Source organism: Streptosporangium longisporum (genome assembly GCF_039534895.1).
GTDB classification, from domain to species: Bacteria; Actinomycetota; Actinomycetes; order Streptosporangiales; family Streptosporangiaceae; genus Streptosporangium; species Streptosporangium longisporum.
In genome coordinates this window covers 1861851-1885047 of sequence record NZ_BAAAWD010000006.1, presented here as the reverse complement: position 1 = coordinate 1885047, position 23197 = coordinate 1861851, and the positions used below count along the sequence as shown (strand labels likewise).

Below are 23197 nucleotides of genomic sequence, written 5' to 3'. Positions count from 1 at the left end.
AGCTGAGGAGCGTCATGTCCGCCCCCTCCCGGGCCCCCGACCGGCGGCACGCCCCCGACCGGGACGTACCGCCACCGGTACCGTCCGCGGCGCGGTCCGGGGCACGGCCGTCCCGGCTCGCCGGCCTGTGGCCCTACCTGCTGATCGCCCCCACCCTGGCGGGCACCGCCTACCTGCTGCTCTACCCGCTCGTCCGCAGCGTCGTCATCTCCTTCCAGCACTTCAGGACGGGCGAGCTGATCCGCGGCGGGGCGGAGTTCGTCGGCCTGGGCAACTACGCGGAGGTGCTCGGCGGGGCGGAGTTCTGGGCCGTGGTGCGCAGGACCCTGATCTGGACGGCCGTCAACGTCGTCCTGATCATGGTCATCTCCACCGCGGTGGCGCTGATGGTCGCCCGTCTGGGCCGGACGATGCGGCTGGCCGTGCTGGGCGGCCTGGTGCTCACCTGGGCCACCCCCGTCCTCGCCGCCACCACGATCTTCCAGTGGCTGTTCCAGTCGCGGCTGGGGGTGGTCAACTGGCTGCTGGTCACGCTGGGGTTCGAGTCCTTCAGGGACTACACCTGGTTCGCCGACGGCACGTCCACCTTCGCCATCCTGGTCGCCCTGGTCGTCTGGCAGTCCGTGCCGTTCGCCGCCCTCACCCTGTACGCGGGCCTGACCACCATCCCCTCCGAGCTGTACGAGGCCGCGCGGATCGACGGCGCGAACGGGCGGCAGGTCTTCACCGCCGTCACCTTCCCCATCCTGCGGCCGCTCTTCGGCCTGATCACCTCGCTGGAGGTGATCTGGGTGTTCAAGTGCTTCGCCCAGATCTGGGCGATCAGCAAGGGCGGCCCGGGAGAGGCCACCACCACGCTGCCCGTCCACGCGTTCCAGGTCGCGCAGTCGCTCCACAAGTACGACCTCGGCTCGGCGATCTCCACCCTCACCGTGCTGATCCTGATCGCCCTGCTGATCGTCCACCTGCGGCGGATGCTCAAGCACGAAGGGGAGGAACCGTGACCACCCTGACGCCGATCCGGCAGGCCCGTCCGGCACCCGTCCGTCTCCTGCGCCGCGCGCCGCTGAACCTGGCGGCCCTGGCCGTGCTGGCCGTCTCGGTCTTCCCCGTCTACTGGATGGTGCTGACCGCGTTCAAGCCCACCAGGGACATCCAGTCGCAGACCCCGACCTTCTGGCCCGCCCACCCCACCCTGGAGCACTTCGCGACCGCGGTGAGCGCGGACGGTTTCTGGACGTTCTGGCGCAACAGCCTCGTCGTCACCGTGAGCGCGGTACTGCTCGCCCTGGTGGTAGCGCTGCTGTCCGCGTTCGCGGTGGCCCGGATGCGCTGGCGCGGGCGCAGGGCGTTCATCCTGATGGTCTTCATCGCCCAGATGGCACCCTGGGAGGCGCTGCTGGTGTCGATGTTCATCATCGCCCGCGACACCGGGATGCTCGACAAACTGTCGATGCTCAGCCTGATCTACTTCATGACGACGCTGCCGTTCGCCATCGTCACCCTGCGCGGGTTCCTCGCCGCGATCCCTCCCGAGCTGGAGGAGGCCGCGATGATGGACGGGTGCGACCGGCCGGCCGCCTTCCGCCGGGTGGTCCTGCCGCTGCTCGCCCCCGGCCTGATGTCCACCTCGCTGTTCGGCTTCATCACGGCGTGGAACGAGTTCGCCTTCGCCAACGCGCTGATCATCAAGAACCAGGACGACCGGACGCTGCCCGTCTGGCTCTCCTCGTTCGGCAACGTCTTCGGCACCGACTGGGGGGCCACCATGGCCGCCTCGGCCCTGTTCATGCTCCCGGTGCTGCTGGTCTTCCTCGTCCTGCAGCGCAGGGTCACCTCGGGGATGATCGCCGGTTCCGTCAAGGGGTGAGATCCCGCCCCGCACCGCCTGCAGGCGTGCCCGTCCGGGAGCGCCGTGAAGGGAAGACAACGTGATCATTCCGAGACCGCGGGACGTCGTGGCGACCGGCGGGGACCCCGTCCCGTTCCGGCGCGATCTCCTGCGGCCGATGCCCGACGACCCGTCCCTCGGCGAGGAGGGGTACCGCATCGCGGTCTCCCCCTCGGGCGTCGAGCTCACCGCGGGCGGCCCGGCCGGCCGCTTCTACGGCTCGCGGACCCTCGCCCAGCTCGGACCGTCGATCCCGGCCGGGGTCATCGAGGACCGGCCCGGGTTCGCCTGGCGCGGGGTGATGCTGGACGTCGCCCGCCACTTCATGCCCAAGGCGTTCGTGCTGCGCCTCGTCGACCTGCTCGCCGAGCACAAGCTCAACGTGCTGCACCTGCACCTGACCGACGACCAGGGGTGGCGGCTGGAGATCGAGCGCTACCCCCTGCTCACCGAGGTCGGCGCGCGGCGCGGCGGGTTCTACACGCGCGAGGACGTCCGGGAGATCGTCGCGTACGCGGCGGAGCGCTTCGTCACCGTGGTGCCGGAGATCGAGATGCCCGGCCACGCCCAGGCCGCCATCGCCGCCTATCCCGGTCTGGGCAACGACCCGGACCGGAGGGTGGAGGTCTGGACCGAGTGGGGGATCAGCGAGCACGTCCTCAACCTGGAGGAGTCCACCGTCCGCTTCTGCCAGGACGTGCTCGACGAGGTCTGCGAGCTCTTCCCCGGCCCGTACGTGCACGTCGGCGGGGACGAGTGCCCCACCGCCGAGTGGGAGGCGTCCCCGGCGGCGCGGCGCCGGCTGGCGGAGCTGGGACTGGCCGGGCCGCAGGACGCGTGCGCCTGGTTCATCGGCCGGATGGCCGCCCACCTGGAGAAGCACTCGCGCAGGCTGGTCTGCTGGGACGAGCCCGACCGCGAGCCCACCCCCGGCACCACCGTCATGATCTGGCGGGACGAGCAGGCCGACCGCGGCGACAACGAGATCATCCTGGCGCCGCACACCCGGACCTACTTCGACTACCGCCCCTCCGTGGGCCCCTTCGAGACACCGGACGACGGTCCCGGCGACCCCGGCGGCCCCGGCGGCCCCGGCGGCCCCGGCGGCCCCGGCGGCTCCGGCGGCCCCGGCGACTCTGTCGGCTCCGGCGGTTCTGTCGGTTCTGCCGGCTCTGCCGGCTCCGGCGGCTCCGGCGGCTCCGGCGGTTCCGGTGACGGGCCCGCCGGTGACGAGCGGCAGACCGTGCAGGAGCACGTCCTCACCCTGGCCGACACCTACGCGTTCGCACCCGACCCGGCCGCGCGGGGCGTGCAGTGCCAGCTGTGGACCGAGTACATGCCCACCCCCGAGCGGGTCGAGTTCATGGCCCTGCCCAGGATGTGCGCGTTCGCCGAGGTCGCCTGGGGCACGGCCGGCGACTACCCCGGCTTCCTGGCCCGCCTCGGCCCGCACCTCGACCGGCTCGGCGCCCTGGGCGTCCGGGGCGGCCCGCTCATCCCCTGACCCCCGCGCCGGCCCACGGCCCCGCCCCCGCGGGCACCGGGGCCGCCCGGACCACCGAGCCTCCGAGACCACCAAGACCCCGAGACCCCGGCACCCTGGAGACCATCGAGACCCCGGAGAACCCCCAGACCACCTGACCCCCACGCACGGGACCGCAGGCCACCCGGCCCTTCCGTCCGGTACCCGCCAGACCTCGGAAAGCACCGACGAAAGGAAAGAACGTGCGCGGAAAGCTGTTACTCGGCGGGCTGCTGCCCGTCCTGCTGCTCGCGCTGGTGGGCGTCACGGCCGGCCCGGCCGCCGCCCAGCAGTCCCTGCGGCTCCAGTACAAGACGAGCGCCACCGGAGCCACCGCCGACCAGGTCGAGCCCTGGTTCAACCTGGCCAACGACGGCACCTCGGCCGTACCGCTGAACGGCGTGAAGATCCGCTACTACTTCAAGGCGGACGCCGGATCGCCGCAGTACCGCTTCGCCTGCTCGTGGGCGACGATCTCCTGCTCCACGATCACCGGCGCCTTCGGCACCCTGTCCCCCGGTACGGCCACCGCCGACCGCTACCTGGAGGTGGGCTTCACCTCCGGCACCCTGGCCCCCGGTGCGCGCACCGGTGACCTGCAGCTGCGCTTCCACCGTGCCGACTGGCAGCGGATCACCCAGAGCGACGACCACTCCTTCGGCCCGGCCCACACCACGTACGGCGACTGGACCAAGGTCACCGTCCATCACAACGGCGCCCTGGTCTGGGGCACCCCGCCCGCGGGCGGCGGCGGCCCGACCCCCACTCCCACCCCCACGCCCAGCAACCCCGGGGGTGCCGGGGTGGTGTTCGACGACTTCGCCTACACCGGCGCCGACGACCCGGCCATCACCGCGCACAACTGGACCGTGCGCACCAACAGCGGCGGTCCCGGCGTGCCCGGGGCGAGCTGGCCCAAGCAGAACGTGAGCTTCCCCACGCTCTCCGGCGGCAACAGGGCACTGCAGCTCAAGGCCGGTACCGACGGCACGGCGGCGGGGACCCGGCAGTCGGAGGTGCTGCACCAGCGCAAGTTCCTGGAGGGCACCTACGCGGCCCGGGTGAAGTTCTCCGACGCCCCGATCAGCGGGCCCGACGGCGACCACATCGTGCAGACCTTCTTCACGATCACGCCCCTGGCCTTCGACATGGACCCCGCCTACAGCGAGCAGGACTTCGAGTACCTGCCCAACGGCGGCTGGGGAGAGCCCGCCAACATCATGTACACCACCTCGTGGGAGACGTACCGTAACGAGCCCTGGGAGGCGGTGAACGTCCACACCGAGGTCAGGCAGAGCTACGCGGGCTGGCACGACCTGGTCCTCCAGGTCTCCGGCGGCCAGATCAGGTACTACATCGACGGCGCCCTCTTCGCCGAGCACGGAGGCATCTACTACCCGGAGACGGCGCAGTCGGTCAACTTCAACCTCTGGTTCATCAACGGCGGCCTGGTGGGCTCGGCGACCCCGCGCGAGTACATCCAGCAGGTCGACTGGTTCTACCACTCCAAGAACGAGGTCGTCGCACCGGCCGACGTGCTGAACCGCGTCAACGGCTACCGCTCGGCCTCGACCACCTGGGTCGACACCGTTCCCGGCTCCTGAGATCCCGTCCGCACGGCCCGCGTCTCCCGGCGCGGGCCGTGCCCGTTCCCACGGCCCTCGACCGGCCGTTATCCGTCGGGGTCGTTCACATCGTGCGTGAACGATCCCGACAGATCATGACCGTTCCGGCGTGCGAGGACGCGGCGGGTCAGGGGGCCGCGGTCTCGGGGTGCGGGATGCGCGCGCGCAGGCCGGCCAGGGCGAACTCCACGGCCTGGCGGCCGGCCCGCAGCGTCTCCTCGGGCGAGGCCCCCTGGTTCATGGCCACGAAGGTGGCGAGCTTGGCCCCGCCGACCACCGCGCCGACGGCGGCCGACGCCTCGACCAGGGTCAGCTCGTCGGGACAGGCCCGGTGCAGGGCCTCGGCCAGCTCCCGCTGGCCGTCGAAGAGAAGCAGCAGACCGCGGGCCCGCAGCGAGGGGACGGTCATCGTGAGGCGGTTGGTCGGGACGATCCCCCGCCTGACCTGGTCGTCCACGTCGAGGGCGGCGTAACCGTCGGCGATCACACGACCCAGCACGTCGGCGGCCCGTTCCCCGGGCGCGGCCTCGGCCATCGTCCTCAGGGCACGGTCGAGGCCCTCGCGCGAGTCGTGGAAGACCACGTCCTCCTTGCTCGCGAAGTAGCTGAAGAAGGTGCGGGTCGAGACGTCGGCGGCCGCGGCGATCTCCGAGACGGTCGTCTGCTCGTAACCCTTCTCCATGAACAGGTCGAGCGCCGCCGTGATGAGCGCCTGCCGGGTTCGTAGCTTCTTGCGCTCACGAAGCCCCAGATCCTCACCCATAGCGTGCATCGTACTGCATCGCAGTAGTTTTTACATCTGTTGCAAATTTACACTTGATGTAGTTTTCTGGGTGGAGACGAACCGCGCCGACGCGACAGGAGCACGAAGATGACGGAGTCCACGGCAGAACCCTCGGTGCCCCCGGTGCCCCGGGTGGAGCCCTCCACGGGGTCCCCGGCAGAGTCCACGGCAGGGTCCTCGACGGAGGCGATCACCTTCCCGGTCGGGCGTCCGGGGCCCTTCGACCCGCCCGAGCGGCTGGCCTCGCTGCGCGAGGAGCGGCCCGTCGCCCGGCTGGCCTATCCCGACGGCCGGATCGGATGGCTGGTGACCGGCCACTCGGCCGTACGGGCGATCCTGGCCGACCCCCGGTTCAGCTCCCGCCGCGAGCTGCTGAACGTCCCGGTCCCCTTCCCGCTGATGCAGGAGATGCGCGGACCGGCCGAGCCGGGGATGTTCATCCGGATGGACCCGCCCGGCCACACCCGCTACCGCAAGCCGCTCACCGCGCAGTTCACGGTGCGGCGGATGAAGGGGCTGGAGCCCCGGATCCGGGAGATCACCCGGGAGCGGCTGGACGCGATGGAGAAGGCCGGGCCGCCCCTGGACCTGGTGAGCGAGTTCGCGCTCCCCATCCCCTCGCTGGTGATCTGCGAGCTGCTCGGCGTCCCGTACGCCGACCGGGACGAATTCCAGCACGCCACCTCGGCGCTGCTGAACCTGGAGTCCTCGCCCGAGGAGATCCACGCGGCGCTCGCCGGCATCGCCTCCTTCTTCGCACGGCTCATCGCCCTCAAGCGCGCCGACCCCACCGACGACCTGCTCGGCGGCCTGATCGAGGACGGTGAGCTGACCGACGAGGAACTGCGCAACGTGGGGTTCCTGCTGCTCGCCGCGGGACACGAGACCACGGCCAACATGCTCGGGCTCGGCACGTTCGCCCTGCTGGAGCACCCCGACCAGCTCGCCACGCTGCGCGCCGACCCCTCGCTGATCGACAACGCGGTCGAGGAACTGCTCCGCTTCCTCAGCGTCATCCACATCGGCCCGACGCGGGCCGCACTGGAGGGCGTCGAGGTGGAGGGCGAGCTCATCAGGGCCGGCGAGGTGGTGACGCTCTCGGTGCCGGGCGCGAACCGTGACCCCTCGCGCTTTCCCGACCCCGACCGCCTGGACGTCACCCGCTCCGCGAGCGGGCACCTGACGTTCGGGCACGGGCTGCACCAGTGCCTGGGGCAGCAGCTCGCCCGCGTGGAGATGCGCATCGCCTTCCCGATGCTGTTCGACCGCTTCCCCGGGCTCCGTCTCGCCGTACCGGCCGACCAGGTGGCCGTGCGCGACACCATGACCATCTACGGCGTACGAGCGCTGCCGGTCGCGTGGTAGGCCGCGACATGAGGGTCACCGCGGACGTGGCGTCGTGCGTCGGGGCGGGCATGTGCGCGCTCACCGCGCCCGCGGTCTTCGACCAGAGCGAGGAGAGCGGCACCGTCGTGCTCCTGGACGAGACGCCCCCGCCCGAGTTGCACGCCGCCGTCCGCCGGGCCCGGTACCTGTGCCCCTCGGGCGCCGTCTCGGTGAGAGACGGCCATGACGACCCCGCACGTCCGGGCTCCGAGGACGTCGACGGCGGAGGCCCGGAGGACCTCCGGGCCGGGAACGGTTCGTCCCGGGGCGAAGCCCGTTCATCGCCCCTGCCGGTGGCGCCACCGGGACATGGCGATGCGATACGGAGCTCCGCCGGGACCGAGCGGGGAGATCGGCGAGGCTGAGGTTCCCTCAGGTGGGGACGGGTGTCGTCATCGGCGCGGTTCCCAGCGGAAGATCCGGGAGGCCAGCACGACGGCGACGACCACCCAGCCCAGCGTGGGCGCCAGGAGCATCAGGGACTCGGTGACGGGGACGCCGCCGTTCCAGGCGGTGACGGCCAGTTCGGTGGCCGAGCCACCGGGAAGCAGCCGCTTGAGCAGGGTGAGTTCCCCGGTGCCGGTGATGCCCACCCAGCTGGCCACGGCGATGGCGCCGAGACTGACGGGCAGCGTGGTCACCTGCGCGTGCTCGGGGGAGTTCGTCAGTCCCGCCGTGGCCAGCCCCAGGCCGAGCATCATGATCATCATCGAGAGGACGGCCGCCGCCAGCAGGAGGACGTTGCCCGGCCCGCCCGCGACCGCGGCCAGCACGGTCATGATCACGGCCACCTGGACCAGCGAGATGACGGTGATCGGGAGGAGCAGCCCGGCCAGGATGCCGGCGTCGCCCTCCGCGGTGGAGCGCAACCGCTTGAGGAAGAGGTTCTGCCGACGGGAGGCCAGGGTGGTCACCGCGGTGGTGTAGAGCCCGAACGCCCCCACGGTGAACATCGTGATCGCCGCGATGTACCCGAGGCTGCCCAGGGCCGCGAAGGCCTCGTGCCGGTGGATGAAGAACCCGCTGACCACCGCGGGCATGACGAGACCGGTGACCAGGACCAGCCGGTTCCGGAAGATCTGGATCAGCTCGCCGAGAGCGATCGAGAGCATGACGAAGGTCCTTTCCTTGGAGGGTCCGGCCGGTCTCAGCCGTTGCCGATGGCGCGGAAGACGTCGTCGAGCCGGGTCGGTCCGGCCTGGAGTCCCCGCAGCTCCACCGAGTGCTCCTGTGCCCAGCCCAGCAGGACGTGCAGGTCCTTCTGCAGGCCGAAGGTCTCGACGAGGAACGTCCCGTCGCCGTCGCGTACGGCCGGCAGCGGCAGCGGCACCGCCGGGGCGGGGACCGGCAGGGAGAAGCGGATGGTGGCGGGCATGGCCTGTGTCAGCTCCGAGACGGTCCCCTCCCGGTGAAGGGTGCCCCCGTGCATGAGACCGATGCGGTCGGCGTGCTGCTGCGCCTCCTCCAGGTAGTGCGTGGTCAGGACGACGGTGGAGCCGGCTTCGCGCAGCCTGCCCACGGTGTCCCACAGATCGTCCCGGGACCGGATGTCCAGGCCGGTGGTGGGCTCGTCCAGGAAGATCAGCTCGGGTGTTCCGTACACGGCGGTGGCGAAGTCCAGGCGTCGCTTCTCGCCGCCGGAGAGCTGGGCCACCGTGGTGCCGGCCTTGCGGGTGAGGTTCACGACGCCGAGCACGCGCTCGACCGTGTCCGTGCGCCGGGTGAGCGCTCCGATCAGCCGGACCGACTCCCTCACCGTCAGGTCCGGGGAGAACCCGCTCTCCTGCAGCATGATGCCCGTCCTGGGCCGCACGGCGCGCCGGTCGTGCGGGCTCCGCCCGAAGACCCGCACGGTGCCCGAGGTGGCCCTGCGGTGGCCTTCGACGGTCTCCAGGACCGAGGTCTTCCCCGCCCCGTTCGTGCCGAGCAGCGCATACAGCTCCCCCGGCCGTACCTGGAAGGACAGGTCCTTCACGGCGTGGAAGTCGCCGTAGGTGAGATTCAGACGTTCGACGTCGATGACCGGTGTGGAGGACATGCCGTCGATCCCATCAGCCACCGCGCCCACCGGGCAGTGCGGCCACGTCACGACCCGCACGTGACGTTCCCGGAGCGAACGCATGACGTGGTGTCACGACGGCGCCACCGTCGTCGCGGCGGCCCAGCCGCGAACGCCTTCGCCTCGTGCCGTTCCGGCCCGTGAACGGCGACGACGGACCGGTCCGGTCAGGATGGCGGTGCCGGCCCTCACCTCGCGTTCCGAGGCGAGGGCCGGCACCCGCTCCCCTGCTCACCGTCTACGGCCCGGTCACCTGTTCACCCGGCCGACGGCCCGCCCACGGTCGTCGCACCCGGCCGGGTGCGACGACCGGCTACCGATCCGTCTGCCCGGACAACGCCCGGCTGTGACGGAGAGCGTGTTTCCCCGGCTCGTCCGGAAGCGGGAACCTTCGCGGGAACAAGGGGTCCCCTACTCCAGGATCTGAAGCTCGTAGTGGGGCTGTCCCTGGTGCGGAGGGTAGCTGTCGGGATAGTACACACACCGCCAGGCGCCCCCGAAGCTCTTACCGTCGATCTTGCATTTGGTGTGATTCGCCGCACTGGCCGGGTGATACCAGATCACCGTGTGCCAGAACGCCGCCGATGTCGCCGATGTGGCCGACGTGGCCGACGTGGCCGATGCCGCCGACGCGGTCGTCGGCCCGCTCACGGCGCACAGAAGCGCCGTGGCGGCGAGTACGCCCAGCCCCCGTTTGAACATGCTTCGAACCTTCCGATCAACAGACTGTAAAAATACCTGACAAAGAAATGTTAGATCATTCTTTAACAGGCCGCAGTGGCGGAGACCGGCAGGCGCCTGAAGCCTGAACACCACGGGTTCAGGGGTGAGTTCGTCGGACCACGCGGGGCGGAGCGGATCGACTCAGGCCCGCGGACCCGGGGCGCGGCGGAAGGCGAAGGGCTGGCTCTCCCGGCCGGGGATCACGAACCAGCACTCGCCGGTGCCCTCGCTGTCGAGCAGCCGCATGAACGTCTCCACCACGTCCGAGACCTCCAGGACGGGGAAGCCGAGCTGCTCCAGCACGGCCTTGCCCTCGCCGAGGATCGCGGTGTCGGCGAAGGAGGGACAGAGCGCCTGCACCCTCACCCCTCGCGACTGGAGGTCCTGGCCGAGCGTGCGGACCAGCCCGACGACCGCGTGCTTGTTGGCGGCGTAGATCGGGTCGGACGGGATGCCGACGATGCCGGCCATGCTGGCGGTGGCCACGATGGTGCCGCCGCCCGCCGCCAGCAGCGCGGGCAGGGCGGCGTGCACCCCGAACACGACGCCGTCGAGGTTGACGCCCATCGCCAGGCGGTAGCGCCGGAGGTCGAAGTCCTCGCCCACCCCGCAGCCCGAGGAGATGCCCGCGTTGAGGAAGGCGAGGTCGAGCCTGCCGTACCGCTCGACCGCGGTCGCCACCGCCGCCTCGTTGTCCTCCAGGCGCGAGACGTCACAGTGGACGTACGTCGCGTCCAGCTCGCCGGCGAGCTTCTCGCCCGCGGCGTCGTCGACGTCGGCGAGGACGAGGCGGGCCCCGCCGGAGGCCAGGCGCCGGGCCACGCCCGCGCCGATGCCGTTGCTCCCGCCGGTGACGAGGGCCACCTTTCCCTCCAGGTCGTCGCCGCGGACCATGTTGGACGCCTGGATCGCGGGCTGCGGGACCAGGCCGCTGAGCAGCCCGCCCCCCGTGCCGTCGTTCCGGGCGGTTCCCGTGCTCGTCTCCTGCGTGCTCACAGCGGCAGTCCTCCGGTGGCGGCGTTGGTCGATCCCGTGCTCCGGTACGCCGCGATCGTACGCTCGGCGATCCGCATCTGGTGGATCTCGTCGGCGCCGTCCGCGAAGCGGGCCCAGCGGGCGTGCTGGAGCATGTTCGCCAGCGGGGTGTCGGTCGAGTAGCCGAGCGCGCCGTGCACCTGGACCGCGCGGTCCACGATCCGGTTGAGGCTGTTGGCCACGAAGTGCTTCGCCATCGAGACCTCGGTACGGAAGTCCTCACCCTTGTCGATCTTCGAGGCGGCGTGCAGGACCATGAGCTTGCACTGGTAGAGCTCCATGGCCGAGTCGGCGATGAGCCACTGGATGCCCTGCTTCTCGGCCAGCAGCGACCCGTGGCTGTAGCGGTTGAGCGCGCGGTCGACCATCATGTCGAGCGCGGTCTCGGCCTGGGAGATCCAGCGCATGCAGTGCGCCAGCCGCGCCGGGCCGAGCCGGTACTGGCCGAGCCGGTGGCCGTTCCCGCGTCCGCCGAGGATCTGGTCGTCGTGCACCCGCAGGTCGGTGATGACGATCTCGCTGTGCCCGGTGGAGCCGTGCATCGTCTCGACCTCGCGGACGTCGTTCCACCCCTGCTGCGGGAGGTCGACGAGGAAGGCGGTGTTGCCGCCGCGCGAGCCCTCGGGCACGTCGAGCTCGGTCTTGGCGATGAGGATGGCGAAGCTCGCCCGGCGGGCGTTGGAGATGAACCACTTGTGGCCGTTGATCACCCACTCGTCGCCGTCCTTGACGGCGTGGGTACGGATGAGCGTGGGGTCCGATCCGGCCACCTCGGGCTCGGTCATCGCGAAGCACGACATGGCGTGGCCCTTGAGCAGCGGCCTGAGGTACCTCTCCTTCTGCTCGTCGGTGCCCCAGTGCAGCAGCGTGTGCATGTTGCCCTCGTCGGGCGCCGAGCAGTTGAGGACCCACGGCCCGAGCCGGGTCTTGGCCGCCTCCGACTGCACCATGGCGAGCTCGACGTGGCCGAGCCCCATCCCTCCCCACTCGACGGGCATGTGCGGCAGCCACAGTCCCTCGGCCTTCGCCTTGGCGCGCAGGTCGAAGATGACGCGGAGGTACTCGTCGCGTCCGGTCTCCCTGTCCACGTCGAGGCCCTCGACGGCCGGGACGACGGTCTCCTGGATGAAGACCCGCACGCGGCGCCGGATCTCCTCGTGCTCGGGCGCGAGGGTGAAGTCGATGGCCATGCTCTCCCCTTGACCGGTTACCGGTTCCGTGACGTGCCGGCAGGTCGCGGGAGGTCACCGGGAGTCCCGGGAGTCGCGGACGTCACGCCGATCGCCTCTATCCTGTGCCGTGGGCCGCGACCTTTGATGCGGCTGATCGACGTTTTCAGACACGTGCATTATTACCATAGTCATCGGCACATCCACCGGCAAGGCAGGAGTTCCCATGCCCCCTAACCCGGAGGCCACCGGCAGGCGTCTGGTGGCGGCGGCCGAGCTGCTCTTCGCCGAACGGGGCATCGACGGCGTGTCGCTCCGCGAGATCAACGCCGCCGCCGGGCAGCGGAACTCGACCGCGCTGCAGTACCACTTCGGGGACCGCGCCGGTCTGCTGGCCGCGGTGCTGGCCAAGCACCATCCCGAGATCGAGGCCCGCCGTCACCAGCTCCTCGACGAGTACGAGTCCAGGGACGAGCCACCCGGTGCCGGGACCCGCCGCACCCTCGCGGGCGCGCTGGTGCGGCCGATGGCCGCGAAGCTGGCCGACCCCGACGGCGGCCGCGCCTACCTGAGGATCATGGAGCAGCTCGTGCACCGCGCCGGCGTGCCCGCCCTGCAGAGCAGGCAGGCCGACCCCGCGCAGAGCATCAACCGGTGGCGGGAACTGGTGGCCCCGCTCCTGCCCGAGGTCGCCGTCACCCGGCTGCACCAGCGCTTCATGGCCATCCGGGTGACGTACGTGGAGCTCGCCCGGCGCGCCGCCGGGCCGGAGGGGAAGGACGACCGGCTCTTCACCAGCCACCTGGTCGACGTCGTGTCCGCCGTGCTGGCCACCGAGGTCTCCCCGGAGACCGCGCGGCTCCTCGGTGAGCGCGACAGTCGCCAGGCCACCGGCCGGACGTCCCGCTGAGCCTTCGGCGAGTGCGGTCAGACCCCGGCGTGGGCCTCCTGGAAGGCGCCCCCGGCCGAGTAGGTGACCAGCGTGGTCAGCACCTCCTTGACCGACTCGCGCCGGCGCACGTCGCACAGCACGATCGGGGCCACGCCGTCCAGGCCCAGGGCCCGCCGGATCTTGGCCGGGTCGTGCCGCCGCGCGCCGTCGAAGCAGTTGACCGCCACCACGAACGGCAGGCCGCGCTGCTCGAAGTAGTCCACCGCGGGGAAGCAGTCCTGCAGGCGGCGGGTGTCGGCGAGCACGACCGCGCCGAGCGCGCCCACGGAGAGCTCGTCCCACATGAACCAGAACCTGTCCTGGCCCGGGGTGCCGAACAGGTAGAGCCAGAGCCCCTCGCGGATGGTGATCCGGCCGAAGTCCAGCGCCACGGTGGTGGTGATCTTCGATTCCACGCCAGAGAGGTCGTCCACGCCGACCCCGCGCTCGCTCAGCAGCTCCTCGGTGTGCAGCGGCCTGATCTCGCTGATCGTGCCCACCATGGTCGTCTTCCCGACTCCGAAGCCACCGGCCACAAGGATCTTGATGGCCATCGCCGGAGTGTCGGCCGGGCTCGTCCCCGGCTCAGAGGCCGCGTATTCCATGGAGCACTTCCCTGTATATACGTTCGTCGATCGTCTTCCCCACCGGGCGGGGCCGGTCGATGGTGACCAGGCCCTCTCGCCTCAGCTCGCTGAGGAGGACGCGGGTGATGTTGAGCGGCAGCCGGAGGTGCGCGGCCACGTCGGCCACCGGGGTGGGACGGCGGCACGAGGAGAGCACGTCGAGATGCTCGGGCATCAGCCCGACCGGTTCGGCCGGCACGTCGACGGTCGTGACGATGGCCACCAGGTCGAAGCTCTCCCCGACCGGGCGGGCCCTGCCGCCGGTCACCCCGAACAGCCTGATCAAGGGCCCGGGATCCTCCCCGGTCATGACCTCACACCGTTCCAGGCGGGCGCCGGGGCGGCCCCCCTCGGCTGCGCGGACAGGTGCTCGCCGACGCGCTTGACCAGCAGGGCCATCTCGTACGTCACCATGCCCAGCTCGGCGTCGCCCGCGGCGAGCACGGCCAGCCTGGCCCCCTGCCCCGCCGCGGTGACGAACAGGAAACCGCCCTCCAGCTCGATGATGGTCTGCCGTACACCGCCGAGGCCGAAGTGCCGGCCCGCGCCCAGCGCGAGGCTGTGACTTCCCGCGGAGATCGCGGACAGGTGCTCGGCGTCCTCCCGGGTCAGCTGCCGGGAGCCGCCCATCGCCAGCCCGTCGGAGGACAGCACGATGGCGTGCCGGATGCCCGGGACCCGCTGGGTCAGGTCGTCGAGCAGCCAGCTCAGTTCAGATCTGGGGTCGGGCATCGGGGCGACTCTCCTTTCGGGTCCACACGTCCTGGTCCTGCTCACACCGGCTACGGCCCTGCTGCCAGCCCTGCTGCATGGACGACATGAGGTTCGAGAGTTCCTCCGGCGTCCGCGTGGAGACCTCACCACGCCGCACCGGGGAACGCGTCTGGCGAAGCTGGGGCGCCAGATTGGCCTGCCGTACCCGGACGGGGAGCCCGTCCAGGTCGTCGTCGGCCTCCGGTGCGGCGGCCGGTTGCCGGACGGGAACGGTGGGGGGGCTGCTCCTGCCGCTCCTGGGCCGGGAACCATCCGGTCACCGGCTCGGGCACCGGTGCGGCCGGCTGCCGCTCCGGAACGCCGGGCAGCGTCCTGGGCCACGACTCGGGCTGCATGTCCAGCGCCCGGGGCGGCCCGGCCGCGTGGGCACCGCCCTGGCGGGCGCGCTGCGAGACCTCGAAGACCGGCACCTCCTCCACCGCGAGCAGGGTGGACGGCAGCAGCACGATCGCGGTGGTCCCGTCGTAGGGCGAGGGCCGCAGCACGACCTTGATGCCGTGCCGGGACGCGAGCCTGGCGACGACGAACAGGCCGAGCCGGTCGCTGTCGGCCAGGTCGAACTCCGGTGGTTCGGCCAGCTTGGCGTTGAGCTCGTCCAGGGTCGTCCGGTTGAGTCCCAGGCCCCGGTCCTCGATCTCCAGCGCGAAGCCGTTGGCCGCCGACATGCTCCGGATGTGGACCACGGTGTTCGGCGGCGAGAAGGCGGTGGCGTTCTCCACCAGCTCGGCGATGAGGTGGATCAGGTCGGTGACCGCGCCGCCCACCAGCATCGGGGCCTGCGGCATGGGCAGAACCGTGACGCGGGTGTAGTCCTCGACCTCCAGCACGGCGCTGCGCACCACGTCGAAGATCGGCACCGGGTCGCGCCACCTGCGGGCGGGCGCCGCGTCGGACAGGATGATCAGGTTCTCCGCGTGCCGCCGCATGCGGGTGGTCAGGTGGTCGAGCTTGAAGAGGTCCTCCAGGATCTCCGGCTCCTCGATGCGGCGCTCCATCGCGTCCAGGAGGCTGAGCTGACGGTGCAGCAGCGCCTGGTTGCGCCAGGCGAGGTTGAGGAAGACCTGGCCGACGCCCTTGCGGAGCGTCGCCTGCCCGACCGCGGCCTCCACGGCGGTGCGCCGCACACTGGAGAACGCCTGCACGACCCGGTCCACCTCGGCGGTCTCCGCCGGTTCCAGCTCGGGGGCCTCGGTCGCCGGGTCGACGTCGTCGCCCTTGCGCAGCCGCTCGACCAGCCGCGGCAACCGCTCCTCGGCCAGTTCCACGGCCGAGGCCTGCAGCCGCCTCAGCTCGGCGATCATGGATCGGCCGAACCGGTAGGAGACCAGCACCGAGGCGACGATGGCGAGCAGGCCCAGGCCGAGCACCAGGCCGATGCGCAGCAGGGCGTCGCGCTTGAGCGTCTCGCCCTTGGCGGTGGCCCTGGCCAGCTCCTCCTGGGTCTGCCGGGTGATGGTGTCCAGGACCGTCTGGGAGTCGCGCTTCCAGGCGGCCGCGTCCAGCGGCGGCCTGCCCTTCAGGTCCCACGCGAAGATCGTGTTCTCCGCCGCCTGGAGCCGCTGGTGGGGCGCGTCCCCGACGACCTGCTGGTAGCGCGCCTTCAGCTCGGGCCCCATGTCCCGGTCCGCGTAGGCCTGGTAGTTCCTGCGGCTGGTCATCGCCGCGACGAAGGCGGCGTGCTCGGCCTGCGTCATCTCGCCGCGCTTCAGCACGGGGATGAGGATGGCCTGCTCCCTGCCCAGGTACTCGGCGGTGCTGCTGTAGGCGCCCAGGCCGCGGACGACCCGGAAGGAGGAGACCTCGGGGAGCGCCGCCGGGTCGCCGAACTGCCGGTTGGCCGCGCCGATGAACGCGTTGTAGGCCTCGGTCACCTGGATCGCGCTCATCGAGCCGCTGTCCGCGGAGACGCGCAGCGCGTCCAGCCCGTCCATGGCCGACTCCAGGACCCGCACGTCGACGGGGGCGTTACCGGGTTCGTGGGCCGCGGTGGACGCGATCACCTCGCGGACCACCTCCACCTTGCCGTCGGTGATCCTGCGCTGGTCGGCCAGCGCCCCGTCCTGCCCGGTACGGTCGGCCGCGCTCGCGGTGAGCCTGCGCTCGTTCTGGAACTCGACGATCAGCTGCCGGATCGGCGCCCCGATCGACTCCCAGCGGTTCAGGGTCGTGGAGAGGCCGCTGACCTCCACGACGGTCGAGTAGGCCATGAACGACCACAGCGCGACCAGCGCGAGGATCGGGATGACGAGGATCTTGAGGATCTTGGATCGGATCGGCGGGGGGGGAACTCATTCGACCTGTCCAATCCGCGGTTCCTGCAGGAGGCCGACGGCCGGGGAACGGTGTCCCACGGTCGCACGCCGTAACCGTTGCGTATGTGATTCGACACACTATGCCCATGGGACAGATCCAGCTTCAAGCCACAGGAGCGAAGTTTAAGTATCAATGTTCACACCGGTTCGGGTGAGCAATTCCCGATAAAATACCGCTTCTGGCGCATTATGCCTGTTCATCCGGGTTGGATCTTCGCCCGGACGCTCCACCGCCGCCACCGCGGCCCAGGACCCCGCCGCCCTGGCCCGCGCGTCCCCTCCCCCTCCACGTCGTCACCGTCCGCCCGGACCCCGGACGGCACCGGGGATCCGGACGTCCCCCGCATCCGGGGACGCCCGGATCCGGACGTTCCGGACGGCGCCGGGACCTGGGGGCCGGGCATTCCGGACGGCGCCGGGACCCGGGGGACGGGCGTTCCGGACGGCGTGGGAGTCCGGGCGGGCCGGTCAGCGGCGGGCTGCCTCCAGCACCCGTCGCGCGTCACGCTCGAAGAAGCCGCGCGCGGACAGGGTGATCAGGCCGCCCACGACCATCGGCACGATCAGGGCGTACATGGCCGAGACCAGCGAACCGGTGCCGTCGGAGACGATGCCGACGATCAGCGGGCCGAACGCCACGCCCCCGGTGAGGAACAGCTGCAGGATGGCGAACCCGATCCCCCGGGAGGCGGCGGGGACCACGTCGGCGAGGGAGGCGGTCAGGTTGGGGATGGCCATCGACATCAGCACGCTGGAGAGGGTCAGCACCACGCAGAACAGGGCGAGGGAGTTCATCGTGAGCGCGGCGGCCAGGGTGGCCGAGCCCACCGTGATGCCCCCGCCGCCCGCCAGGAGCCTGCCTCCCTTGCGGGTGCCGTGCCAGACCCGGCCCAGCCAGGAGCCGATCAGCGTCCCGCCGACCACCCCGACGATGGTCATCAGGCCGCTCAGCGACCCCGCGGCCCCGATGCCGATGCCGAAGTTGCGTACCAGCAGCGAGGGGAGCCAGTAGAAGACCCCGCCCAGGCCCAGGCTGACCAGCATCAGGCCGAAGGAGACCGCGAGCAGGGTGGGGATGGTGATGACCTCGCGGAACTGGCGGCCGAACGGCTGCCTGGCGGACGCCGGACGGGCGGGGCCGTCCTCGGAGCCGCCGACGGCCCCCAGGTCGGAGGTTCCGGCACCGATGCCGGAGCCGCCCGCGACGTCGAGGGCCGGCTTGGAACCGAGACCGCCGGAGGCCTCGGCTCCGCCCGCGGGACCGGTCGCGGGACCGGAACCGGCGCCGGTCCGCTCGGCGAACAGCCGGTCGAGATGCCCGCGCTCGGGCTCGCGGAGCCGCCAGACGAGCAGGGCGGTGAGCACGCCGGGCACGACCATGATCAGGAAGGCGCTGCGCCAGTCGCCGAACGCCTCCGCGAGCACGCCGCCGAGCAGTGTGCCGATGCCGCCCAGGTAGGCGGTGATACGGGTCCAGCCGTAGGCCTGGGCGCGGGAGGCCGGCGGGTAGTAGTCGGCCAGCAGGCTGCCGGCCGCCGGGTTGTCGATGCTCTCGGCGGCGGCGAGGAAGACCCGCATCATGTAGAAGAGCGCGAAGCTGGTGGCCAGGCCCGAACCGAGCGTGGCCAGCGCCCAGCAGAAGACGACGACGGTGATGATCCGGGTACGGCTGCGCCGGTCGGCGATGTACCCGGCGGGAAGCGCCACCAGGGCGGCGGCCAGGGCCGAGGCGGTCGGGATGGAACCCGCCACGGTGTCGCTGAAGCCCCATTCGGCCTGCAGGAGCGGCAGCACACCCGCGAGCAGGTTGTGCTCGATGCGGTCGACGAGCCCGACGACGAAGAGCACGGCCAGCGGAGCCCAGCCGTAGGGGGCCCGGGAGGTCGCGTCGATCTCCCCGTTGCGGGGTGCTCCGAGTTTCAGGCGGGGGGTGGTGGGCGTGTCGACCATGCGCCGGCCTTCCTGTAACCAAAATCTAGAATCTGCTTCTAGAGCTTTGTTAGGGAGGGTGGCACACATCACAGCGGTCGTAAATGGGCCGGACAGCATCTGTCACGGCCGGGCGCGGATCGACAGGGGCCGGATCCCGCGGCTCGCCCCTTTCCCGAGGTGATCGAGGGCCGATCCCCATGACCGGCCCGTGACCGAACCCGTGACAGAACCCGGACAGGGCCCTGTGAATCGTCCCCATCCCCGGCGCGACGAACGGTCAAACCCAGCGAAACACGTCCTTGCCGAGGTGACTGGATGCGGCCGTACGGCGGCGGGAGACCGGTCCGTCCCCTCAGCCGCCGAAGGCCCTGCGGGCGAGAACGGAGTGGATGTCGAACGAGGGGGCGCTGAATCCCGGGGCCGACATCACCTCGCGGACCTCGCGGAGCCGATCGGGGGTCATCCCGGCCTCCACCAGCCGGTCCTGCAGGTGACGACTGTTGCTGATCATGAGGTCCAGGCCGGCGGAGCCCGGTCTCCACACCTCGGTCCAGCGCACCGGATCGACGTCCACCAGGCCCGCCCGGGCCATCTCCCCGGCGACCCGCGCACCCCAGGTCGGGTCGCTCCCCGCGGTTCCCAGGACACGGGCCATGGCCCGGACGTAGGCACCGTAGACCTCGTGGCCGTCCGGGACGGACGGCTCCGCCCACCGGGTGATGTCGATCTCGTCGAGCTGCAGCAGGCCACCGGGGCGCAGCGCGGCGCACAGGCGACGCAGCACCCGGTCGCGCCGCGGCAGGTGGCTGAGCACGAGGCGGGCGTGGATCAGGTCGAACGCACCCTCCGGCAGCGGGTCGGCGACGATGTCGTGGCGGACGACGGTCAGCCCCTCCCGCGAGGGGATCAGGCCGGGCTTGATGTCGGTCGCCAGCACGTGCCCGTGCGGCGCCACCCGCTCGGCCAGCCAGAGCGCCACGCTGCCGCCTCCGGCGCCCACCTCCAGGCAGTTCCAGCCGGGCCCGACCCCGGCCGACTCCAGGCGTCCGAAGGTCAGCGGGTCGAGCAACCGGGCGAGGTGGCGATGCTGGTCGCCGGAGTGGTCGCCGTCGTTGTCGAACACGTAGGTGGACGCGTCGGCGGACACGTTCACGACGTTCTGGCCGGTCATCGGACCCTCCCCGGGTGTTGAGCTCGACCGCATGGTAAACGCGGTGACACGGAAGGTGACAGCACATGGCCGGACCCGGACGCGTTCCCCCGGCGCGCCCATCGTCTACGCTCCGGTGTGTCCGGATAAGGAACTCATGTTCGGTAGGTGAACATGCTGCATCACGAGATCGCGGGTCCCGCCGACGCCCCGCCGGTCGTGCTGGCCGGTTCGCTGGGCACCACGCTGCGGATGTGGGACCCCCAGATGGAGGCGCTGACCCCTCACCTCCGGGTCGTCCGCCTCGACCATCCCGGCCACGGGGGTTCCCCCGAGGGCGGCGCGGGCTCCATCGCCGAGCTGGGCCGCGGCGTGCTGGACCTGCTCGACCGGCTGGAGATGCCCCGGGTCTCCTTCGCCGGACTCTCGCTCGGCGGCATGATCGGCATGTGGCTGGCCGCGCACGCGCCGGAACGGATCGACCGGCTCGCGTTGCTGTGCACGTCCGCGAGGCTGGGCACCCCCGCCTACTGGGCGGAGCGGGCCGCCACGGTCCGCGAGGCGGGCACCGCCTCGCTGGCGCAGGCGGCCGCGGCCCGCTGGTTCACCCCCGGCCACACCGGGACGGAGCCGTACCTCAGGATGCTCGGCGAGGTCTCCGCCGCCGGGTACGCCGCCTGCTGCGAGGCGATCGGGGCCATGGACCTGCGGCCCGACCTTCCGCTGATCACCACGCCCACGCTGGTGCTCGCCGGGGCCGAGGACCCGGCCACGCCCCCCGAGCACGCGGAACTGATCGCCGCGGGCGTCCCGGGCTCCCGGCTGGTCGTCGTGGCCGGGGCGGCGCACCTGGCCAGCGCCGAGCGGCCCGAAACGGTCTCCCGGCACCTGCTGGACCACCTCCTGGGGGAGTGACCCGGAAGCGATCTCGGAGCGAACGGAGTGATCCGCCGAAATACGGTGACGTACCCCGGTGACGCCGTACACGAGGGGGCACCATGGCGACCGTCGCGGAACAGTTCATCGAGGTCCTGCGCCAGACCGGGGTGGAGCGGATCTACGGGGTGGTGGGCGACAGCCTGAACCCGGTGGTCGACGCCATCAGGAAGGCCGGGGGCATCGAGTGGGTCCACGTGCGCAACGAGGAGGCCGGGGCGTTCGCCGCGGCGGCCGAGGCGCAGGTCACCGGCCGCCTGGCGGTCTGTGCGGGAAGCTGCGGGCCCGGTAACACGCACCTGCTGCAGGGACTCTACGACGCCCACCGCAGCGGCGCCCCGGTGCTCGCGCTGGCCGCCCAGATCCCCTCCACGCAGATCGGCACCGGGTTCTTCCAGGAGACCCACCCCGAGCGGTCGTTCGTGGAGTGCAGCCACTTCTGCGAGACGATCGCCTCACCGGGCCAGATGCCCAGGGTGCTGCGGACCGCCGTCCAGCGGGCGATCGGTCTCGGCGGCGTCTCGGTGGTGGTCCTGTCCGGCGACGTGGCCGACCTGGACGTCCCGCAGTCGCTGGGCGAGCACGACCTGCTGACCCGGACGGGCACCGTGATGCCACCCGCCGACCAGGTGGCCGAGCTGGCCGCCGCGCTGAACCGGGCCGAGAAGGTGATGCTGTTCTGCGGCGCCGGGGCCCGCCACGCCCGCGACGAGGTCATGGCGCTGGCCGGCCGCACGCTCGCGCCGGTCGGGCACGCGCTGCGCGGCAAGGAGTGGATCCAGTACGACAACCCTTACGACGTGGGGATGAGCGGGCTGCTCGGGTACGGCTCCTGCTACGAGGCGATGCACCAGGCCGACCTGGTGGTGCTGGCCGGGACCGACTTCCCGTACGACGACTTCCTGCCCGGCGCGCGCACGATCCAGATCGACCACGACGCGGCGCGGCTGGGCCGCAGGACCCCGCTGGAGCTGGCCGTGCACGGCGACGTCGGCGCGACGGTCCGCGCGGTGCTGCCCCACGTCACGCAGAAGACGGACCGCCGGTTCCTGGACAGGATGCTGTCGCGTCACGTCAAGGCGCTGGAGGATGTGGTGGAGGCGTACACCCACGACATCGAAAAGCACCGGCCGATCCACCCCGAGTACGTGGCGAACCTGGTGGACGAGCTGGCCGCGGACGACGCGGTGTTCACCGCGGACACCGGGATGTGCACGGTCTGGGCCGCCCGCTACCTCACCCCCAACGCCCGCCGCCGGGTCATCGGCTCGTTCTGGCACGGGAGCATGGCCAACGCGCTCCCGCACGCCATCGGCGCGCAGTTCGCCGACCGGGGGCGGCAGGTCGTGTCCCTGTCCGGGGACGGCGGGCTGGCCATGCTCCTGGGGGAGCTGCTCACCGTCCGGCAGCACGACCTTTCGGTGAAGACCGTGGTGTTCAACAACTCCTCGCTCGGCATGGTGAAGCTGGAGATGCTGGTGGACGGGCTGCCCGACCACGGCACCGACAACGCCCCCGTCGACTACGCGGCCATCGCCGCCGCGGCCGGCATCGCGTCACTGCGCGTGGAGGACCCCGCGGACGTGCGCGAGGCCCTCCGGACGGCGTTCGCCACGCCCGGCCCCTTCCTGCTGGACGTGGTCACCGATCCGGACGTGCTGGCGATGCCGCCGCACGTGAGCGCGGGGCAGGTGAAGGGGTTCGCGGTGGCCGCCGGGAAGATCGTCCTCACCGGCGGGGTCGGACGCATGATCGACATGGCGAAGGCGAACCTGCGCAGCATCCCGCGTCCCTGACGCGCGGTGTCCCGCGTTCCTGGTACGCGGTGTCCCGTGTCCCTGACGCGCGGCGTTCCGCGTTCCCACGCGCGGTGTCCGGCGTCGCAGGCGCGCGACGTCCCGGCGTCCCCGGGCGGGGCGCCGGAACTGTCGGTGGCGGGGCCCACAATGACGCCATGGACGGTTGGCGTGAGGTCCGCGAGACGCTGCGCGAGTTCGCGCTGCGGTTGCCGGAGTGCTACGAGGATCACCCCTGGGGCGACACGGTCGTCAAGGTGAACAAGAAGATCTTCCTCTTCCTCGGCGTCGAGGAGCCGACGGAGAAGTGGCGTCCGAGCGTCGGCGTGAAGCTGCCGGAGTCGAACGGGCACGCCCTGGCGCTCCCGGGCGCCCGGCCGTCCGGGTACGGGCTGGGCAGGACGGGATGGGTGACGATCCCGCTGACCGGCCCGCTGCCGGAGACCGAGGTGCTCCTGGACTGGGTCGAGGAGAGCTACCGTGCCGTCGCCCCCAAGAGGCTCGTCGCCCGCCTCGACACCTCCTGACCCGGCGCCTCCTGACCCG

Annotated in this window: 22 protein-coding genes; 10 read left to right on the top strand and 12 right to left on the bottom strand. The window is 71.5% G+C overall.

Annotated features, from left to right (window positions below):
• Positions 1-14 precede the first annotated feature (14 nt).
• The 4 genes from ABD832_RS12740 to ABD832_RS12725 all read left to right on the top strand — a co-directional run bounded on the left by ABD832_RS12740 (position 15) and on the right by ABD832_RS12725 (position 5017).
• The gene (locus tag ABD832_RS12740; protein WP_344893147.1) at positions 15-1004 is read left to right on the top strand and encodes a carbohydrate ABC transporter permease; all 990 of its coding nucleotides are present in this window, start codon (positions 15-17) and stop codon (positions 1002-1004) included.
• Positions 1001-1870 carry a carbohydrate ABC transporter permease gene (locus tag ABD832_RS12735; protein ID WP_344893144.1) on the top strand — a complete coding sequence of 290 codons (870 nt, stop codon included), beginning with the start codon at positions 1001-1003 and terminating at the stop codon, positions 1868-1870. Before ABD832_RS12740 ends, ABD832_RS12735 begins: the two co-directional genes overlap by 4 nt.
• A gap of 61 nt (positions 1871-1931) precedes the next feature.
• Complete coding sequence (locus ABD832_RS12730; protein ID WP_344893141.1) at positions 1932-3395, top strand: beta-N-acetylhexosaminidase; 1464 nt, start codon at positions 1932-1934, stop codon at positions 3393-3395.
• Positions 3396-3616: 221 nt separating this feature from the next.
• Positions 3617-5017 (top strand): cellulose binding domain-containing protein, encoded by a 1401-nt coding sequence (locus ABD832_RS12725; protein WP_344893138.1) that lies wholly within the window; start codon positions 3617-3619, stop codon positions 5015-5017.
• A gap of 148 nt (positions 5018-5165) precedes the next feature.
• Here ABD832_RS12725 and ABD832_RS12720 read toward each other — a convergent pair whose 3' ends face one another.
• Positions 5166-5801, bottom strand: coding sequence for a TetR/AcrR family transcriptional regulator (locus tag ABD832_RS12720; RefSeq protein ID WP_344893135.1), 636 nt, complete (start codon positions 5799-5801; stop codon positions 5166-5168).
• A 108-nt stretch (positions 5802-5909) separates the two neighbouring features.
• Here ABD832_RS12720 and ABD832_RS12715 point away from each other — a divergent pair, with 108 nt between their 5' ends.
• Together ABD832_RS12715 and ABD832_RS12710 are read left to right on the top strand one after the other, a co-directional pair.
• Positions 5910-7187 (top strand): cytochrome P450, encoded by a 1278-nt coding sequence (locus ABD832_RS12715; protein WP_344893132.1) that lies wholly within the window; start codon positions 5910-5912, stop codon positions 7185-7187.
• Between the two features lie 8 nt (positions 7188-7195).
• A complete protein-coding gene (locus ABD832_RS12710) occupies positions 7196-7573 on the top strand; it encodes a ferredoxin (protein ID WP_344893129.1) in 378 nt (125 codons plus the stop codon).
• A 27-nt stretch (positions 7574-7600) separates the two neighbouring features.
• On the opposite strand, the gene ABD832_RS12705 is transcribed toward ABD832_RS12710, so the two are convergent.
• The 5 genes from ABD832_RS12705 to ABD832_RS12685 all read right to left on the bottom strand — a co-directional run bounded on the left by ABD832_RS12705 (position 7601) and on the right by ABD832_RS12685 (position 12215).
• The gene (locus tag ABD832_RS12705; protein ID WP_344893127.1) at positions 7601-8320 is read right to left on the bottom strand and encodes an ABC transporter permease; all 720 of its coding nucleotides are present in this window, start codon (positions 8318-8320) and stop codon (positions 7601-7603) included.
• A 35-nt stretch (positions 8321-8355) separates the two neighbouring features.
• Positions 8356-9246 carry an ABC transporter ATP-binding protein gene (locus ABD832_RS12700; protein ID WP_344893470.1) on the bottom strand — a complete coding sequence of 297 codons (891 nt, stop codon included), beginning with the start codon at positions 9244-9246 and terminating at the stop codon, positions 8356-8358.
• 432 nt (positions 9247-9678) lie between these two features.
• A complete protein-coding gene (locus tag ABD832_RS12695; protein ID WP_344893124.1) occupies positions 9679-9969 on the bottom strand; it encodes a hypothetical protein in 291 nt (96 codons plus the stop codon).
• A gap of 162 nt (positions 9970-10131) precedes the next feature.
• Positions 10132-10986 carry an SDR family NAD(P)-dependent oxidoreductase gene (locus ABD832_RS12690; protein WP_344893121.1) on the bottom strand — a complete coding sequence of 285 codons (855 nt, stop codon included), beginning with the start codon at positions 10984-10986 and terminating at the stop codon, positions 10132-10134.
• Positions 10983-12215, bottom strand: a complete 1233-nt coding sequence (locus ABD832_RS12685) for an acyl-CoA dehydrogenase family protein (RefSeq protein ID WP_344893118.1) — start codon at positions 12213-12215, stop codon at positions 10983-10985. Before ABD832_RS12685 ends, ABD832_RS12690 begins: the two co-directional genes overlap by 4 nt.
• A 205-nt stretch (positions 12216-12420) precedes the next feature.
• On the opposite strand from ABD832_RS12685, the gene ABD832_RS12680 reads away from it, so the two are divergent.
• The gene (locus tag ABD832_RS12680) at positions 12421-13104 is read left to right on the top strand and encodes a TetR/AcrR family transcriptional regulator (RefSeq protein ID WP_344893115.1); all 684 of its coding nucleotides are present in this window, start codon (positions 12421-12423) and stop codon (positions 13102-13104) included.
• Positions 13105-13121: 17 nt separating this feature from the next.
• On the opposite strand, the gene ABD832_RS12675 is transcribed toward ABD832_RS12680, so the two are convergent.
• From ABD832_RS12675 to ABD832_RS12650, 6 genes are all read right to left on the bottom strand, one after another.
• Positions 13122-13730 carry a GTP-binding protein gene (locus ABD832_RS12675; protein WP_344893112.1) on the bottom strand — a complete coding sequence of 203 codons (609 nt, stop codon included), beginning with the start codon at positions 13728-13730 and terminating at the stop codon, positions 13122-13124.
• The gene (locus ABD832_RS12670) at positions 13711-14037 is read right to left on the bottom strand and encodes a DUF742 domain-containing protein (protein WP_344893109.1); all 327 of its coding nucleotides are present in this window, start codon (positions 14035-14037) and stop codon (positions 13711-13713) included. The genes ABD832_RS12675 and ABD832_RS12670 overlap by 20 nt, the downstream gene beginning before the upstream one ends.
• Positions 14038-14057: 20 nt before the next feature.
• Positions 14058-14483 (bottom strand): roadblock/LC7 domain-containing protein, encoded by a 426-nt coding sequence (locus ABD832_RS12665; protein ID WP_344893106.1) that lies wholly within the window; start codon positions 14481-14483, stop codon positions 14058-14060.
• A gap of 125 nt (positions 14484-14608) precedes the next feature.
• Positions 14609-16732 (bottom strand): sensor histidine kinase, encoded by a 2124-nt coding sequence (locus tag ABD832_RS12660; protein WP_344893103.1) that lies wholly within the window; start codon positions 16730-16732, stop codon positions 14609-14611.
• A 573-nt stretch (positions 16733-17305) separates the two neighbouring features.
• On the bottom strand, positions 17306-18787 hold the full coding sequence (locus tag ABD832_RS12655; RefSeq protein ID WP_344893100.1) for an MFS transporter: 1482 nt from the start codon (positions 18785-18787) through the stop codon (positions 17306-17308).
• A 334-nt stretch (positions 18788-19121) separates the two neighbouring features.
• Entirely contained in the window at positions 19122-19940 is an 819-nt protein-coding gene (locus ABD832_RS12650; protein ID WP_344893097.1) for a class I SAM-dependent methyltransferase, read from the bottom strand.
• Between the two features lie 153 nt (positions 19941-20093).
• On the opposite strand from ABD832_RS12650, the gene pcaD reads away from it, so the two are divergent.
• The 3 genes from pcaD (at position 20094) to ABD832_RS12635 (ending at position 23178) form a co-directional block, all read left to right on the top strand.
• Complete coding sequence (gene pcaD, locus ABD832_RS12645; RefSeq protein ID WP_344893467.1) at positions 20094-20834, top strand: 3-oxoadipate enol-lactonase; 741 nt, start codon at positions 20094-20096, stop codon at positions 20832-20834.
• A gap of 83 nt (positions 20835-20917) precedes the next feature.
• A complete protein-coding gene (locus tag ABD832_RS12640) occupies positions 20918-22651 on the top strand; it encodes a pyruvate dehydrogenase (RefSeq protein ID WP_344893094.1) in 1734 nt (577 codons plus the stop codon).
• A 158-nt stretch (positions 22652-22809) separates the two neighbouring features.
• Positions 22810-23178: an MmcQ/YjbR family DNA-binding protein gene (locus ABD832_RS12635; RefSeq protein ID WP_344893091.1), complete on the top strand. Its 369-nt coding sequence runs from the start codon at positions 22810-22812 to the stop codon at positions 23176-23178.
• The last annotated feature ends 19 nt before the right edge of the window (positions 23179-23197 follow it).

Bases quoted from the DNA above. Each gene is read 5' to 3' on its own strand.
- ABD832_RS12740 (WP_344893147.1), top strand. From the start codon at position 15: ATGTCCGCCCCCTCCCGGGCCCCCGACCGGCGGCACGCCCCCGACCGG.
- ABD832_RS12720 (WP_344893135.1), bottom strand. From the start codon at position 5,801: ATGGGTGAGGATCTGGGGCTTCGTGAGCGCAAGAAGCTACGAACCCGG.
- ABD832_RS12715 (WP_344893132.1), top strand. From the start codon at position 5,910: ATGACGGAGTCCACGGCAGAACCCTCGGTGCCCCCGGTGCCCCGGGTG.
- ABD832_RS12710 (WP_344893129.1), top strand. From the start codon at position 7,196: ATGAGGGTCACCGCGGACGTGGCGTCGTGCGTCGGGGCGGGCATGTGC.
- ABD832_RS12705 (WP_344893127.1), bottom strand. From the start codon at position 8,320: ATGCTCTCGATCGCTCTCGGCGAGCTGATCCAGATCTTCCGGAACCGG.
- ABD832_RS12700 (WP_344893470.1), bottom strand. From the start codon at position 9,246: ATGTCCTCCACACCGGTCATCGACGTCGAACGTCTGAATCTCACCTAC.
- ABD832_RS12695 (WP_344893124.1), bottom strand. From the start codon at position 9,969: ATGTTCAAACGGGGGCTGGGCGTACTCGCCGCCACGGCGCTTCTGTGC.
- ABD832_RS12685 (WP_344893118.1), bottom strand. From the start codon at position 12,215: ATGGCCATCGACTTCACCCTCGCGCCCGAGCACGAGGAGATCCGGCGC.
- ABD832_RS12680 (WP_344893115.1), top strand. From the start codon at position 12,421: ATGCCCCCTAACCCGGAGGCCACCGGCAGGCGTCTGGTGGCGGCGGCC.
- ABD832_RS12675 (WP_344893112.1), bottom strand. From the start codon at position 13,730: ATGGAATACGCGGCCTCTGAGCCGGGGACGAGCCCGGCCGACACTCCG.
- ABD832_RS12665 (WP_344893106.1), bottom strand. From the start codon at position 14,483: ATGCCCGACCCCAGATCTGAACTGAGCTGGCTGCTCGACGACCTGACC.
- ABD832_RS12660 (WP_344893103.1), bottom strand. From the start codon at position 16,732: ATGGCCTACTCGACCGTCGTGGAGGTCAGCGGCCTCTCCACGACCCTG.
- ABD832_RS12655 (WP_344893100.1), bottom strand. From the start codon at position 18,787: ATGGTCGACACGCCCACCACCCCCCGCCTGAAACTCGGAGCACCCCGC.
- ABD832_RS12650 (WP_344893097.1), bottom strand. From the start codon at position 19,940: ATGACCGGCCAGAACGTCGTGAACGTGTCCGCCGACGCGTCCACCTAC.
- pcaD (WP_344893467.1), top strand. From the start codon at position 20,094: ATGCTGCATCACGAGATCGCGGGTCCCGCCGACGCCCCGCCGGTCGTG.
- ABD832_RS12640 (WP_344893094.1), top strand. From the start codon at position 20,918: ATGGCGACCGTCGCGGAACAGTTCATCGAGGTCCTGCGCCAGACCGGG.
- ABD832_RS12635 (WP_344893091.1), top strand. From the start codon at position 22,810: ATGGACGGTTGGCGTGAGGTCCGCGAGACGCTGCGCGAGTTCGCGCTG.